The 14,543-nt window shown below is 47.6% G+C and carries 14 protein-coding genes; 12 read left to right on the top strand and 2 right to left on the bottom strand.

All coding sequences use genetic code 11. The features are described from left to right. Positions 1–55 precede the first annotated feature (55 nt). Positions 56–649, top strand: coding sequence for a class I SAM-dependent methyltransferase (locus RCO25_RS04000; protein ID WP_308994845.1), 594 nt, complete (start codon positions 56–58; stop codon positions 647–649). Between the two features lie 117 nt (positions 650–766). Further along, entirely contained in the window at positions 767–1,195 is a 429-nt protein-coding gene (locus RCO25_RS03995; RefSeq protein WP_308994844.1) for a GNAT family N-acetyltransferase, read from the top strand. 51 nt (positions 1,196–1,246) lie between these two features. On the opposite strand, the gene RCO25_RS03990 is transcribed toward RCO25_RS03995, so the two are convergent. Continuing rightward, a complete protein-coding gene (locus RCO25_RS03990; protein ID WP_308994843.1) occupies positions 1,247–2,047 on the bottom strand; it encodes an AraC family transcriptional regulator in 801 nt (266 codons plus the stop codon). A 184-nt stretch (positions 2,048–2,231) separates the two neighbouring features. On the opposite strand from RCO25_RS03990, the gene RCO25_RS03985 reads away from it, so the two are divergent. From RCO25_RS03985 to RCO25_RS03945, 9 genes are all read left to right on the top strand, one after another. After that, positions 2,232–3,236, top strand: coding sequence for an aldo/keto reductase (locus RCO25_RS03985; protein WP_308994842.1), 1,005 nt, complete (start codon positions 2,232–2,234; stop codon positions 3,234–3,236). A 131-nt stretch (positions 3,237–3,367) separates the two neighbouring features. Next, positions 3,368–4,807 (top strand): SWIM zinc finger family protein, encoded by a 1,440-nt coding sequence (locus tag RCO25_RS03980; RefSeq protein WP_308994841.1) that lies wholly within the window; start codon positions 3,368–3,370, stop codon positions 4,805–4,807. Positions 4,808–4,828: 21 nt separating this feature from the next. Beyond that, on the top strand, positions 4,829–6,640 hold the full coding sequence (locus RCO25_RS03975; protein WP_308994840.1) for a HEAT repeat domain-containing protein: 1,812 nt from the start codon (positions 4,829–4,831) through the stop codon (positions 6,638–6,640). Then, complete coding sequence (locus tag RCO25_RS03970; RefSeq protein WP_308994839.1) at positions 6,616–7,707, top strand: AAA family ATPase; 1,092 nt, start codon at positions 6,616–6,618, stop codon at positions 7,705–7,707. The genes RCO25_RS03975 and RCO25_RS03970 overlap by 25 nt, the downstream gene beginning before the upstream one ends. Then, positions 7,704–10,031, top strand: a complete 2,328-nt coding sequence (locus RCO25_RS03965) for a DUF5682 family protein (protein WP_308994838.1) — start codon at positions 7,704–7,706, stop codon at positions 10,029–10,031. Before RCO25_RS03970 ends, RCO25_RS03965 begins: the two co-directional genes overlap by 4 nt. Before the next feature lies 1 nt (position 10,032). Beyond that, positions 10,033–11,250: a VWA domain-containing protein gene (locus RCO25_RS03960; protein ID WP_308994837.1), complete on the top strand. Its 1,218-nt coding sequence runs from the start codon at positions 10,033–10,035 to the stop codon at positions 11,248–11,250. Between the two features lie 109 nt (positions 11,251–11,359). Further along, positions 11,360–12,001, top strand: a complete 642-nt coding sequence (locus RCO25_RS03955) for a D-alanine--D-alanine ligase (RefSeq protein WP_308994836.1) — start codon at positions 11,360–11,362, stop codon at positions 11,999–12,001. Continuing rightward, a complete protein-coding gene (locus tag RCO25_RS03950; RefSeq protein WP_308994961.1) occupies positions 11,884–12,135 on the top strand; it encodes a D-alanyl-D-alanine carboxypeptidase family protein in 252 nt (83 codons plus the stop codon). Before RCO25_RS03955 ends, RCO25_RS03950 begins: the two co-directional genes overlap by 118 nt. Then, positions 12,125–12,280, top strand: a complete 156-nt coding sequence (locus RCO25_RS03945; protein WP_308994835.1) for a hypothetical protein — start codon at positions 12,125–12,127, stop codon at positions 12,278–12,280. The genes RCO25_RS03950 and RCO25_RS03945 overlap by 11 nt, the downstream gene beginning before the upstream one ends. Positions 12,281–12,327: 47 nt before the next feature. Here the strand turns inward: RCO25_RS03945 and RCO25_RS03940 are convergent, their stop codons facing one another. Next, on the bottom strand, positions 12,328–13,518 hold the full coding sequence (locus RCO25_RS03940; RefSeq protein WP_308994834.1) for an ROK family protein: 1,191 nt from the start codon (positions 13,516–13,518) through the stop codon (positions 12,328–12,330). Positions 13,519–13,873: 355 nt separating this feature from the next. Between RCO25_RS03940 and RCO25_RS03935 the strand changes: the two genes are divergently transcribed. Then, on the top strand, positions 13,874–14,521 hold the full coding sequence (locus tag RCO25_RS03935; RefSeq protein ID WP_308994833.1) for a GntR family transcriptional regulator: 648 nt from the start codon (positions 13,874–13,876) through the stop codon (positions 14,519–14,521). Positions 14,522–14,543: the final 22 nt, after the last annotated feature.

Raw genomic sequence — 14,543 nt, 5'->3', positions numbered from 1 at the left:
TACTTCATTTATTTCTAGCTTGATGAGCTTGCAATAAGGGAGGCTTTCGCAGCATATGGGTATTAATAAATCAATTCTCGAGAAAATATTATTTATGTTTAAATTCTTTTATAAACCAGGTCAAATGGGAAGCGTAACCCCGAGCTCAAATTATTTAGGCCGAAAAATGGTTGAAAGCGTGCCATGGCAAGCTGTAAATCATATAGCTGAACTAGGTGCAGGTACAGGGGCGATAACAAAGCATATTAAGAAAGCAGCCAGCAGCCAAACAAATATTTTATTATTTGAGAAGGATCCGTATATGTTTAAAGCATTAAAAGATGCTTATCCCCGGTTCTTAATCTTTCAGAATACGTTGGAACTGCATGAAGCTTTAGCCCAAGAAGGAATCGAACAACTGGATTGCATCATAAGCGGACTTCCATTTTTTAATTTTACTCACGCGTATAGAACGGCATTGCTGGAACAGATTACGGCCTCTTTACGGGATGATGGTCTGTTTATTGCATTTCAATATTCTCAGCAAATGAAAAAGCAGCTGAGCTTCTATTTCTATATTGATGAAATAATATTTGTTCCGTTTAATATTCCACCTGCGTTTGTGTATGTCTGCAGAAAAAAACAACGTTTGGAATCGGAAGAAGGATAAATCGGAGTCAAACAAACCAGTAATTTTTGCTAATTAAGCATTAAGCATTATAATAAGAAGCATAGGCTGCTGAAACGCAGGACAAGAAGTAATTTAGTTATGGAAGGAAAGAGAAGGATGGAAACGACACGTATTACGACTGAAGAGCAATTAGATGATGCATTCCGTATTCGGAAAGCAGTCTTCGTGAAGGAGCAGGGTGTAGCGGAGGAAGTAGAGCTGGATGAATTTGAAGATATCGCCGATCATGTCCTTGTTTATTACGAAAACGAACCAGTTGGCACAGGCAGAGTGCGGGTTGTGGATGAATATGCTAAGCTGGAGCGTATCTGTGTGCTATCCACTCACCGGATGCACCGCTTAGGCAAAGCGATCATGGACGAGCTTGAAGCGATTGCACGCGAGAAAGGAATGAAGAAAGCCAAGCTGCATGGACAGGTGCAAGCGGCGGCTTTTTATGAAAAGCAAGGTTATGAAGTGGCGTCGACCGTATTTATGGAAGAAAACATCCCGCATGTTAAGATGGTTAAAGATTTATCACATTAATAAATAGAAAAGAACCTGTGAGCTAACGCCTGCAGGTTCTTTTCTATTTTTTCAGATCAATTTTTTGCGGAAATGAGAGGGAGACACCCCCTTCACCTTCTTGAACATTTTCGAGAAGAGCAGAGGATCGGTATAACCGACGGAATGGGAAATATCAGAAACCGAGAGCTGCTGATTGTTCATTAAATCACAAGCTTTATCCATTCGGTAATGCAATAAATACATTTGAGGGGAAAGCTGCTCGATCTCTTTAAACAAGGACGAAAAATAGATTCGATCAATACCGATCCGATTCGCCAGCTCGGTAATGCTTATTTTTGTATAATAATTCATTTTGATATACTCGACGGCTTTACGCACATATTCATCCTTCGCTTTCGGCATGTACCCCAATTGATTAGGTCCGGTCAGCATATCGATCCATTCCGAGAAGAGACGGTAAAGCAGGCTGTGTACGATAAGCCCGCTGTTTTTTTCAAGAGCTTCTGCTTCAGCCAGCTGATCCATCCAGGGGTCAAACCAATTGGCCGGCGCAAAGGTGAAATAAGGGTTGTCGACGCTGAGCTGCACTTGTTCAAGCAAACGCTCAACGCTGCTGCCTTGAAAGGCTATCCAAGAATAAACCCACGGTTCCAGCTCATCAGCCATCATATGACAGATGATATTTGGAAAAACCATGAAGCCTTGTCCTTTTTTTAGCTCATACGTATGGCCGTTTATATGGTAGCTGCCTTTTCCTTCATGAATAAACAAAATTTTATAATGGTCTTTTACTCCTGGTCCCCAATTGTAGCTGGGAGGGCAATACTGCTTTCCATGGTAATAATAAATGAGATCATAATGCTCGCACATCCGGTTCAGCTCCTGCCATTGAATCTTATACATCTTACATTATGACATATAAACCTTGCTTGTGGACATTCCTTATTCCTGTATAAATCAATATACTTTGAAAGTAATCAGATTTAGAAGTAAACATTATTGCATATTCTTTTTCAAGGAAATCAGATTAATAGGATAAGGGGACTACCATTACATGCCATATGCAGCAGAGCAATCACGTTATTCCGATATGTTGTACAAACGCGCAGGCAAGAGCGGCATTAAGCTGCCCGCCATCTCACTCGGACTTTGGCAAAACTTTGGCGGCAACCAGCCGCTGGAAAATTCAAGAGCAATGATTCTAAAAGCATTTGATCTTGGAATCAACCATTTTGACCTTGCAAACAATTATGGACCGCCTGCGGGATCCGCGGAGGAAACCTTCGGTGCGGTTTATAAAAAGGATCTTGTTCCATATCGGGACGAGCTGCTTATATCCACAAAAGCAGGCTATTACATGTGGGAGGGCCCTTACGGCGAGTGGGGCTCGCGTAAAAATCTGTTGTCCAGTCTTGACCGCAGTCTAACCAGAATGGGCCTTGATTACGTCGATATTTTTTATTCTCACCGCCCGGACCCGGAAACGCCTTTGGAGGAGACGATGGGAGCGCTTGATCATGCGGTCAGGCAGGGTAAAGCTTTGTATGTGGGATTGTCCAATTACAACGCGGAGCAAACCAGCGCAGCGGTAAAAATCCTGAAGGAGCTCGGCACGCCATGCCTTATTCATCAGCCGAACTATTCGATGCTGAATCGTTGGATCGAAGATGGGCTGCAGGACGTACTCGAAGAGCAGGGGATTGGTTCAATCGCTTATTGCCCGCTCGGCAGAGGCCAGCTGACCAATAAGTATGTCGATAAAATTGAAGCGGAAGCCAAGGCGACAAACAGCACGATGAAGCCGGAAGCCATCACTGGGGAGCGAGTACAGAAATTCCGCAGCTTGGAGGCTTTTGCCGCCAAAAGAGGCCAAACGCTCTCGCAACTGGCATTGTCATGGGCACTTCGCGAAGGCGGGGTAACCTCTGCGCTTATCGGCGTCAGCCGTGTTAGTCAAATCGAAGAAAATGTGAAGGCACTGGAAAGCGCACCGTTATCCGCTGACGAAATAACAGAGATTGATTTGATCATGCACAACATTGGAGATATTCCATGGTAAAAGCAAGCCCAGGCGCATACATGCCTGGGTTTTTTCTTTATGCTCGCCGGTTGAATCACTCCAAAAGCAGGAAATAGAGAGTGTTCTGTGGAAATATTGGATGAAAAACAACCTAATGAATGAGGGAAACTATGACCGAACTAACAGAAGCTTATGTTGATTCATTCGCGCTAAACGCGGGTGCGATCAAAAACGGAAAGGATCTCGTTCGTAAAAACAGCTTTCAAAAGCTAGCCCGCACAGAAGACGGAACGCTGCTTTTCGGGGAATGCAAGGGCAGCGGCAAAGAGCCCTATAGCTGTTCCGCAGACTTTTTAAAAGCGGAGCAGCCTATTTTTCGTTGTTCCTGCCCAAGCCGACAGTTTCCATGCAAGCATATTTTAGGACTCATGCACGCCTATGTGGACGGCAAGACCTTTGACATTGCGGATATTCCTTCTGATATCGCGGATAAACGCGAGAAAGCAGACAAGCGCGAGGAAAAAAAGAAAGAAACCGCCGCAGCCCCGGAAGGTAAGGAGAGCAAACGCAAGGTTAATAAAAATGCGTTGGCTAAGAAGCTTGCTTCGCAGCTAGAGGGGATTGAGCTGGCGCATAAGCTGATCCAGCAAATGGTGCAAGCAGGCTTGGCTTCCTTAGATATGCGCTCCATTCGTATGTATGAGGACCAAGCGAAGCAGCTTGGCAATCACTATGTGCCAGGTGTGCAAGCAACTCTTCGTGAGGTATTCGTATTAATAAACACCAGCGATAACCATGAAGCGATTTATACGGAAGCATTCGAACAGCTAGCTTCCTTGCACGCATTGCTTAAACGAAGCCGGGACTATATAAAAGCGCGTATCGAGGATCCGGACCTGCCGATGGACATCACAAGTAATCTAGAAGAGAAGATCGGGCATGCATGGCAGCTTTCAGAGCTTCGCGAGCTGGAGCTTATTCGCAGGGATGTTGAGCTGGTCCAGCTAAACTTCCGATCTTATACGGATGAAGCCCGGGGAGAGTATGTGGATGAGGGGCATTGGCTGCAGCTTCATGACGGAGAAATCGTCGTTACACGCAACTATCGGCCATTTCGAGCAGCTAAGCATATCAAGGAAGAAGATTCCGTATATATGGCCGTTCAAACGAAGGAGCTGTTTACATATCCGGGTGACTTGAACAAAAGGGTTCGGTGGGAAGAAATGACCATGAGGGAGTTAAATGACGCCGACCGAAAAAATATTCGATCCTTTGCTGAGCGATCCTCCGCCGCGGCTGTAAAAGCGGTAAAAAACCATATAAAAACCCCGTTAGCCGATAAAAATCCAGTCATGCTGCTCCATGCAGCTGAAGTAGCTAAAACGGAAAATGGCTGCGTATTGATTGATGATCAAGGAGGAAGGCTGCCCCTGAGCAATATTAGTAGAATTGGGCATCCCACGCTGCAGCTGCTGCCTCATTTAAATCATGAGCAAATAAAAAATACCGCGGTACTGGTCATGTTCGAGGATCATTTATCCGAAGGCAAGCTAACTGCCCAACCGCTAACGCTGATTACCGAAAATGAAATGATTCGATTATATTATTAATGCGTGACAAAGGAGCATAGGATGAGCATTTCATTACTTAGAGAATTACATCAAGATGTACGCCGATTAGTCATCGCGGGAGCTGGCATTGCGGCGGATGATTTAAGACTAAAGCGGATGCTGCCGCAGCTTCAGCAGCTTGGAGAGAAAGCCCCCATTTTTAAACGAGTTGCTGAAGAGATTAACGGGGTTACCGAGGCAAAGCCCGAGCATGCGGCAGGTAAGCTCTTGGATTTAGCCGTTTTGCTTCACGCCGTCCTGCACACCCAAAGCTCTGCGGATGCGGATGGCGAGCTTCTTCCGCTAGGGAATTCCGCCAATCCGGTCCGAGTATCCACTGAGTACCCTTATAGAAAGCTAAAACCGCTGCTTGATGCGCTGACCCAGCGCGGTCCCGGTCGACTCGAGATCATCAGACAAGGCGCAGAGGATGGCCTATTTACCGACTTTCGGGCGTTCATTCCGGCGGTGATCGGGCTAAGAGACAGCTATGCTGAGATTGCAGATTATATCGCAGAAAAAGTGATCCCGCAAATGAGTGCAGCAGTACTTCCTATTTTGCATGAGCAGTTCAACATGCAGGGAAACAGCGGAGATGCTAGAATGCTGGTCTGCCTATACCGGCTAACCTCGGAATCCGAAGCGCTCTGGCCGCTGTTATCTGCCGCTTCGAAGGAAGGCGCGTCGCCCGTTCGTCTAGCTGCTATTTCTTTAATGGCGGGCTTTCCTGCGTTCGAAGAGGAACTGCTAGAATTGTCGCATGACAAAAAGAAAGACATTCGCGGAGCTGCGTTAACCGCGCTTTCGGGGTTTCAATCTGATCGGGTTGTCATCCGGTTGATGGATGCGCTGGCGAAGAAGGATACCGAGCTTGCGATCGCACCGATACAAGCTTGTACAGCGCCGCGTTTAACCGGGCAGCTGCTTCACTTGGGCTCCGCGCTTATCGATAAAATCGAATCAGGTGAACCAAGCGCCGCCGTAAAAGAGACGCTAGGCGGCGTGATTTCAAGCTTTCAAACCAAAGCGCATGAAAGCGCAGTGAGACAGTTTTTAATGCGAATGTTCTCGAATGAGCAGGTCGATCACAAGGAATACGATTTGATTTTGAACGAAGCAGCTCAAATTTTGTTGTATTCCAAGGATAAGCTTGCATTAGCATATCTGCATGAGCAGCGGGATAGCCGGCCGCCGTTAATAGGCTACTCGTTGAAGGCTGCGCTTCATTTTCTTGAGCCAGCCAAGCTATACGATCAATATGAGGGTTACCTAACGCAGAAAAAAGGCAAAAATACGCGTGAGCTGCTTCAAGCCTTTTATGCATACACGTCTAATCCATTGGATCTAATGATCTCGGGACAGCAGGAACAAACGAATGTGGTGTGGGACGCGAGATGGGTTGATCGATTCGTGGAGCTTAATGAAGAAGAGCTGGTATGCCGTTTGGTCAAAGCGCCAGATAAAAGGATCGCGGCTTATCTGGTAGAGAAGTCTAAGGTCGCGCCTCAGCTGATGAAACCGCGGACCTTGCTCCTTTTTCACACGTTATTTAGGCTCGGACACCGGGAAACGGATGAGATGTTCTTAACCGCTTTGGAGCTTGCAACGCAAAAATCTTATTATTACGTGGGGAGAGAGGAACAGCTGTTAATAGCCATGCTGCCAAGTCATTATGCGGAAAAGCTGCACCAAATCGCGGACAAAATCACTTATGAGTACTCGCGGAATCAAATCAAACAGTTAGCCGATCATGTTGCGGCCAAGCCGGAAGAGATCGAAACGGAAGCAGAAGGAGCGGGATTTCTAGCATGGATAAAAAACAAACTATCTTAAGGCAGCCAGCCGAACTGCTTTACGCGCACGAGCTGGAAGCATTGAAGGCTCATGATCAAGGAGAGAAGCCGGCAGGCTGGCAGCTGTCACCGCGGGCCGTGCTTACTTTTATTACGGGCGGTCGTGCGGGCAAAGTCGATATTACACCAAAATATATCGGTCATACGCGATTGGTCGAAATCGCCATCGCTACTTTGCTAACCGATCGTGCCCTGCTGCTGATCGGCGAGCCGGGCACGGCAAAATCTTGGCTCTCCGAAAACTTAACAGCGGCCATTCATGGGGATTCCTCCAAAGTCATACAAGGAACTGCGGGTACCAGCGAGGAGCAGGTACGTTATTCGTGGAATTACGCGATGCTGCTGGCCAATGGCCCTACGGAGGAAGCATTGGTGAAAAGCCCCATTTACCGGGCGATGGAAACAGGCGGGATCTCGCGATTTGAAGAGATATCACGCTGTGCCTCTGAGGTGCAGGATGCGCTCATATCCATTTTGTCAGAGAAGACGATTTCAGTCCCCGAGCTGGGAAGAGATATTCCGGCAGAGAGAGGCTTTTCTATTATTGCGACAGCGAATACAAGAGATCGCGGCGTAAATGATATGTCTGCCGCTTTAAAGCGGCGTTTTAATATCGTGGTGCTTCCGGCACCTTCCGATTTGGAAACGGAGGTCTCCATCGTACGCAAGCGCGTAAGCGAGATCGCTTCAAATTACAGGTTAGGAGAGGCAGTTCCAGAAGAGGAGGCGGTACGCAAGGTTGTAACGATCTTCCGCGAGCTGCGCAGCGGAATGACCCTTGATGGCAAAGAAAAGCTCAAGCAGCCAAGCGGTGCCATCTCGACAGCCGAAGCGATTTCATTGCTGATCAACAGCATGGCTCTGGCAAGCAGCTTTGGCGATGGCCAGGTAGCCGAAGAGGATCTTGCAGCAGGCCTGCTCGGCGCGGTAGTGAAGGATGAAGCTAAGGATGACGCGGTATGGAAGGAATATTTGGAAAACGTGATGAAGAAACGGGGAGCCGAGTGGAGAGGGCTATATCGTGCTTGCCGTGAGCTGAGTTCGTGAGCGCGGGTGCCGCTGCCAGGCACGGCGTCCATATTTTCGGCGTGCGACATCTCTCGCCAAACGGAGCACTCCATTTAATCAGTTATTTAAATGAGACCAAGCCGCTCTTAGTACTCGTAGAGGGTCCTTCGGATGCGTCAGAGCTGATCAGTCAGATCACGTTAAGCAGAGTGAAACCTCCCATAGCAATTTTGGCCTATACAGAGCAGCTGCCTATACGAACGGTTGTTTTCCCTCTGGCTGAATATTCCCCGGAATATCAGGCATTTCTGTGGGCGGCCTCAAATGGCGCGGAGGCAAGGTTTATCGATTTACCGTCGGATGTATCCGTCAGCTTGCATGCAGCCCGGAGTGCCGCATTGGAAAAAGAAGCGGATTCGGAAGGTGCACGCGAATACCGTCAGCAAATCAACGGTCGCTATGAGCAAGTCGCAATACTTGCGGGCGAACCCGATGACGAAACGTATTGGGAACGGTATTTTGAACAATTAAACAAGCCCGGAACATACCGCCTTGCCATACAAGCATTCTCTAATGAAATGCGCCAGCTATCCGAGGCAGAGGAGCGTATTCATACGCCATTGGAGGCAGCGCATAATGAAATCCGCGAGGCTTACATGCGCTCCCAAATATCCAAGGCGATTGCCGAAGGCATTCCGCCGAACCGTATCGTAGTCGTAACTGGCGCCTATCATGCATCTGCGCTCGTAGCGGAACGATCGGAATTGACAGCGGCGGAAGCCGCATCCTTGCCGTCGGTTCCGACCAAGATTACCTTGATGCCTTATTCGTACTATAAGCTGTCGAACCATTCCGGCTACGGCGCAGGAAATATGGCACCATCGTATTTCGAGCTGGCGTGGCAGTGTGCAAAGAGCGGAGATCCTGACAAGCTGGCTTCGCTGTATCTTGCTACGATAGCCTGCCATATGCGTGAGAGCGGTACGTTTCGATCCGCAGCTTCCGTTATTGAAGCCGTTAGGCTCGCAGAATCATTAGCATCCTTGCATGGTGGAAGGCTGCCGGTATTACGGGATCTTCATGATGCCGCAATTACCTGTCTTGGTTACGGGGAGCTCGCCAATGTTGCGGATGCGATCGTAAGAACGGATGTTGGAACCAGCATCGGCTTTCTGCCCGAGGGCATCAGCCAAACGCCGATACAGGATGATTTGAACCGTAATCTGAAGACGTTGAAGCTAGAAAAATATAAGACAACCGTTGCGACTGAGCTGGAGCTGGATCTCCGTGAAAATCGAAGAGTGAAGTCCGAGGATGCTGCTTTTCTCGACTTAAGAAGATCCTTTTTCCTGGAGCGGATTCAGCTGCTGCAAATCAGCTTTGCCCAAAAACGCGCTGTCAGACAGGACAGCGCAACCTGGGCAGAAAGCTGGGTGCTGCGCTGGACGCCGGAAGCGGAAATCGAAGCGGTCGAATCCATTATGAAAGGGGAGACGATTGAGCTTGCCGCTTCATTTTTAATAAAAGAGTCGTTGGCTCAAAGCACGAATATATTAGAAGCAGCTGCTCTCGTTAAGGCGGCTTGGCAATGCGGTCTTCCTGCTTCCATGGAGGATGCCCGTCAAACGCTGCAGCGATTAGCGGTAGATGCCGGCGATTACACGCAAATTGCTGGCACGCTTCGGGAACTTTCATTATTAGTACAATTTGGGGATGTCCGCAAAATGGATACGGGTGTCTTAATCCCGCTGCTTCAACAGCTGTTTTTGAGGGGGACGCTGCTTCTTGTTGATTCTGCCGCATGCAGCGATGATGCGGCAGCGGAAATGGCATCGGCCGTTATCGATATGCACGCGGTATCGCAGCAGCATTTCGATGTGGTAGACGATGAGCGCTGGGTAACGCAGTTGGAAGAGCTCGCCTATCGGGATGACCGTAACGCGAAGCTCTCCGGACTTGCCTTCGCACTGCTTTTAGAGCGAAATCTTATCGATAATGATCGTTTAGCCAGGGAGGTATCCAGAAGATTATCGCCTGGCATTCCCGCAGATATTGGCGCTGGCTGGTTTGAAGGCATGTCGCTAAGAAACCGGTATGTGCTATTATCCCGCAGACAGCTTTGGGAGCAGCTTGATCTGTATACGGCGTCGCTTGATGAAGAGCAATTCCGGCGTTCCTTGGTCTTTCTTAGAAGGGCGTTAGCTGCATTTGAACCGAGAGAGAAGAACGCTATTGCCGAAATGCTGGGAGACCTATGGGAAATTGGCATGATTGAGGCTGCCGATGTTCTGCAGCGTCCGCTTAGCAGCGAAGAGCAACAAAAATTGGACGAGCTCAACGAGTTCGATTTTGGAGACCTATAAGATGAGCGATAATGAGCAATTCGAACAATTGAAGCGCTGGCGTCTTATTTTAGGCCAAGCTGCAAACGACAAACTGTCCGATATGGCGAATGGGCGCGGACTGCTTGATGAAGAGCAAAGCTTAATGGATGAAGCGCTGGCGGCTATTTATGACGATACGGTTAATGATCCCAAAGATAAACAAGGGAATAGCGCTGCACGCTCGGCTGGACTAGGCGCTTCTTCTCCTAAACTAACAAAATGGCTTGGCGATGTCCGAAGCTTCTTTCCTTCCGATATCGTTTCCGTTATCCAAGCGGATGCGATTGAAAGAAAGGGCTTGACCCAGCTGTTGTTTGAGCCCGAAACGCTCAGGCAGGTGAAGCCCGATATCCGTATGGTTGCGACTCTCATTGCATTAAAGGGCCGTATTCCCGAGAGAACGAAGGAGACGGCGAGATTACTGGTCCGCGAGGTCGTGGAGGAGATTATGGCGAAGCTGGCGCATGATATTCGCCGTGCAGTGACCGGGGCGCTAAACCGCAGGAGACATTCTCCGCTTCCTTCCGTAACCGGGCTGGATTGGAAGACGACGATACGCCGTAATTTGAAGCATTATGATCCTGAAAGGCAGCTGCTTATTCCAGAGAAATTTTATTTTTTCGAGCGGGCACGGCGCAGTAAGGAATGGACTGTAATCCTTGATATTGATCAGAGCGGGTCAATGGCAGATTCCGTTATTTATGCGTCTATTATTGGATCGATTTTCGCAAGCTTGCCCTCGCTCGATACGCATGTCGTTGCTTTTGACACGGAAGTCGCTGATCTAAGCGAGCAATGCGCGAGTGATCCCGTTGATATGCTATTTGGCATTCAGCTCGGCGGGGGAACGGATATTAACAAGTCAGTTCAATATTGCGAGCAGTTTATCCATGATCCGAAAAAAACGCTTTTTATTTTAATTTCCGATCTCTATGAAGGCGGCAACCAGTCAGCGCTTATCCGTCGAATGGAAAATATGCGTCAATCGGGGGTTAGCGTCATTTGCCTGTTGGCATTGTCTGATGGCGGTGTTCCTTCCTATGATGCGGAGCTTGCGAAGCGATTGTCCGGCTTTGGCATTCCTTGCTTTGGCTGTACGCCTGATCGTCTGCCAGAGCTCATAGCGGGAGCTCTGCAAGGTCAAGATTTACAGACGCTTGCTGGAGCAATAACTGATTCGGGTAAAAAAAGCATATAAACAATTTAAGGAAACTTAAGACTTAATTAAACTTTAATTACATGCCTCTTAATGATTGACGGTTATCTTTAGGTAGAGATAACGAGTTGATTTTAGGAGGTTTTTTCTTGTGAAAACAAAGCTATATGTCCTATACGGCGGCAAGTCCGTCGAGCATGAGGTTTCTTTGAAAACAGCATACACCGTCATTTTATCCCTAGATGAATCGAAATTTGAAATATTTCCTATTTATATTACTCGCGATGGCATATGGACCGCGCTTGAGAAGCTAAACCGGTTTGGGCTTGAGCTTAATGACTTAATTGCTGCACCAAGATATGCGGATGCCGCAGAATCGATCGGCAAGGTGCTTGTCAGTCATTTCGCTTTGCCGGGAAGAAAGGTCGTATTGCCGCTGCTGCATGGCTCGAATGGAGAGGATGGAACGATTCAAGGCATGATGGAGCTTCTCAATGTTCCCTATGTAGGGAATGGCGTGCTTTCTTCTGCGCTTACGTTGGACAAGGCCATTTCGAAGCAGCTGCTCGCGCAAGCAGGAATCAATCAAGTTGATTACCTCGTATATCGCTATGATCAATGGGGCGATGATCGCGAATTAATTTTGCAAAACGCTGAAGAGAAAATCGGATATCCCTGCTACGTGAAGCCGGCCTCTCTGAACACCAAACCGGGCTCGCGATCGACGTTGGGAAGGCCGATAAGGATGTTGATTTTATTGCACCTTCCTTTCAAGGCAGCGGAATCTATTTGAAATTCAAGCAGCTTGCAGCTTCATTCGGATTCATTCTGTCCGGTGTCGATCGCAATGGCTGCCGCAGCTGTAAGATTATCCGTCATAAAATTCAGATTTCGACCATAGACATAATAGCGGGAGATGTTCGTTAGTTTAGATTTAACGGGAGGAGAGGCCGCAGCGAAGGAGCATTACCTGCAGCTGGGAGGGAATGCAATGAGTATCGAGTTGCTCATTCAACTGCTCATGCTTATCGTAATGATCATCGATATGGCTAACCGATCAAAAGATTCGTAACGGTGAAGACAAAACATCCATTTGGGTGTTTTGTCTTTTTCGTTTGTCTAGCCTAGCTCCCATTCCTGAAGCAGCATGATCGCTGCGCCGGCAGTTACGGCATCTTCGGTCAACTGGCCTTGCGTAAATTTGGGCTCATATTGCGGAGAGTAATAAATGTTGCTGCGTGCGACCTGTATAACTGTTTCGTAAATGCTCTTATGTACGTTAACGAGCGGACCGCCAAGGATAACAGCCTCCGGGTGCAAAATATTAATGAGATTGGCTATGCCTATCCCCAGATAAGTAGCGGTTTGCAGAAACTGCTCCGTAATGAAGGAATCCTTCAGTCGATACGCCTTTTGCAAAGCGTCAAATTGAATTTCCTCCGGCGGAATGCCTGAGAGGGAGCTTGCCCGCCCAAGCTTCAGCTGGGATCGTATTTTTTTCTCCAGCGCAGGAATAGAAACGAGCGCTTCAAGCGCTCCATAATTGCCTTCGTCCCCAAGCCTTGGACCATCCGTCTGAATGATCATCTGTCCAAAGGAACCTTCCATGTCTACGGCGCCTCTTACAATTTGACCGCCTGACATCATCGAGGTTCGAAGGCCGACACCGGCGTGGACATACAGCATATGCTTGACTTCTTCATTCCGAAGCGCCCAGTGCTCACCGATAATTGCTGTGTTTGCTCCGTTATCGAGCAGGGCCGGCAGCCCGAGCCGCTCCTCCAGCCATTCGCAAATAGGCACATTGCTCCAGCCCTCAGCAGGAAAATATCGCGGCTTAAGCATAATCCCGTCTTCACGGCTTAAGGGTCCAACCGCACCGATTCCCATTCCAATCACTTTTTCACGTTCGATTCCGCAATCACTCAGCATTCGCTCGGCCAGCTTCGTAATTTTCGCCAGCAGCGTCTCCGGCGTCATTCGTTCATCCATCTTCCATCGCTCGAAGGCTAGCGGCTTTAGGTTGAGGTCATACAAGCCGATAGAGGAGGAGAAGCGGGATATTTCCAAACCAAATACGGCGCGGTGTTCGGGATTTACGCGATATAGAATCGGCTTACGGCCTCCGGTTGAGCGCCCTAGTTCGGATGCCAGGATTAGGCCGTCTGTTAGTAATTCCTCAAGCAGTCTGGATAGGCTGGTGCTTGTGACGGTAAGCCGATTCATTAGCGCGGCTTTGGATACCAATCCATTTCGAATGATTAAATCAAATACTTGCTTTTTTATCGTAGGATGCTTCACATTCATCATTATATCTCCATTTGTCCAAGTAATTATATCGGATATAAACCAATCTCTATTATATGCTCTTGCACGAAGCATGACTAGACAATCTCCATATTTTTTAATGGAAGAGCCGGGTAAATCCTGATCGGCTGAAAGGAATACAAAGAAAATAATACGAAACTTATCAGGATTCGACAAAGTATTCGGTTGTCTTGTAAGAAAAGAAGTTCTATAATTAGCCTATAAAGCAAATTATCGATAATCTGAAAGTGAAGGAGGCATAAGTAAAGCCCTTTTTTTTCTTCGGTATTGGGAACGCTTTCTTTTTTTTGAACTATATTATCGATAATCGATAATATGAAACGGAGACGTGAGTGCGATGTATGGAAACGTACCAATTTCACCAGTAAACTCTATCAGTGAGCATGTATATACCGCGTTGAAGAAAGAAATTCTAGCAGGAGACTTGCAGCCCGGCGCGCGATTGCTCGTGCTTGAAATCGCTAAAAAGTTCAACATAAGTCAGGCTCCGGTTCGAGAGGCGCTGGAACGATTGAAGTCAGCTGGTTTTATAACCGGTATTCCTAACAAAGGCTCAGTCGTCTCTAATATAACATCCAAAGAAATTAGGGATATTTTCGAGCTTCGTGAAATTATCGAAGGTTTTGCTGTTCGGAAATCCATGGAGCATTTAAGCGAGGACGATTTCCTATACTTAGAAGACATCATTCACAAAATGGACCTTGCACATGAACAAAACGATATCTTAAACATATTAGAGCTCGATATGGAGTTCCATGGATTCTTCTATAGACGCTGCGATAATCATATGATTCTGGAGCTTTGGAACCGGATGCGGATCAAGGTGATGCGTTTTATGGCGATCTCCAATCGTCATTATTCAACCGATGAACTTGCCGATTGGCATCTAAGGCTCGTAGAGGTGCTGCGATCCGGCGACACGGTCTTAGCGGAGCAAACGTTTATCGAGCACATGCATTCTTATAAAATGATTCATCTCAATTAGTGTCATGCATCTCGCAAGTCAA

Origin of the sequence: Paenibacillus sp. LHD-38 (assembly GCF_031157315.1) — a bacterium.
GTDB lineage: Bacteria > Bacillota > Bacilli > Paenibacillales > Paenibacillaceae > Pristimantibacillus.
This window is presented reverse-complemented; position numbering and strand designations above follow the sequence as displayed.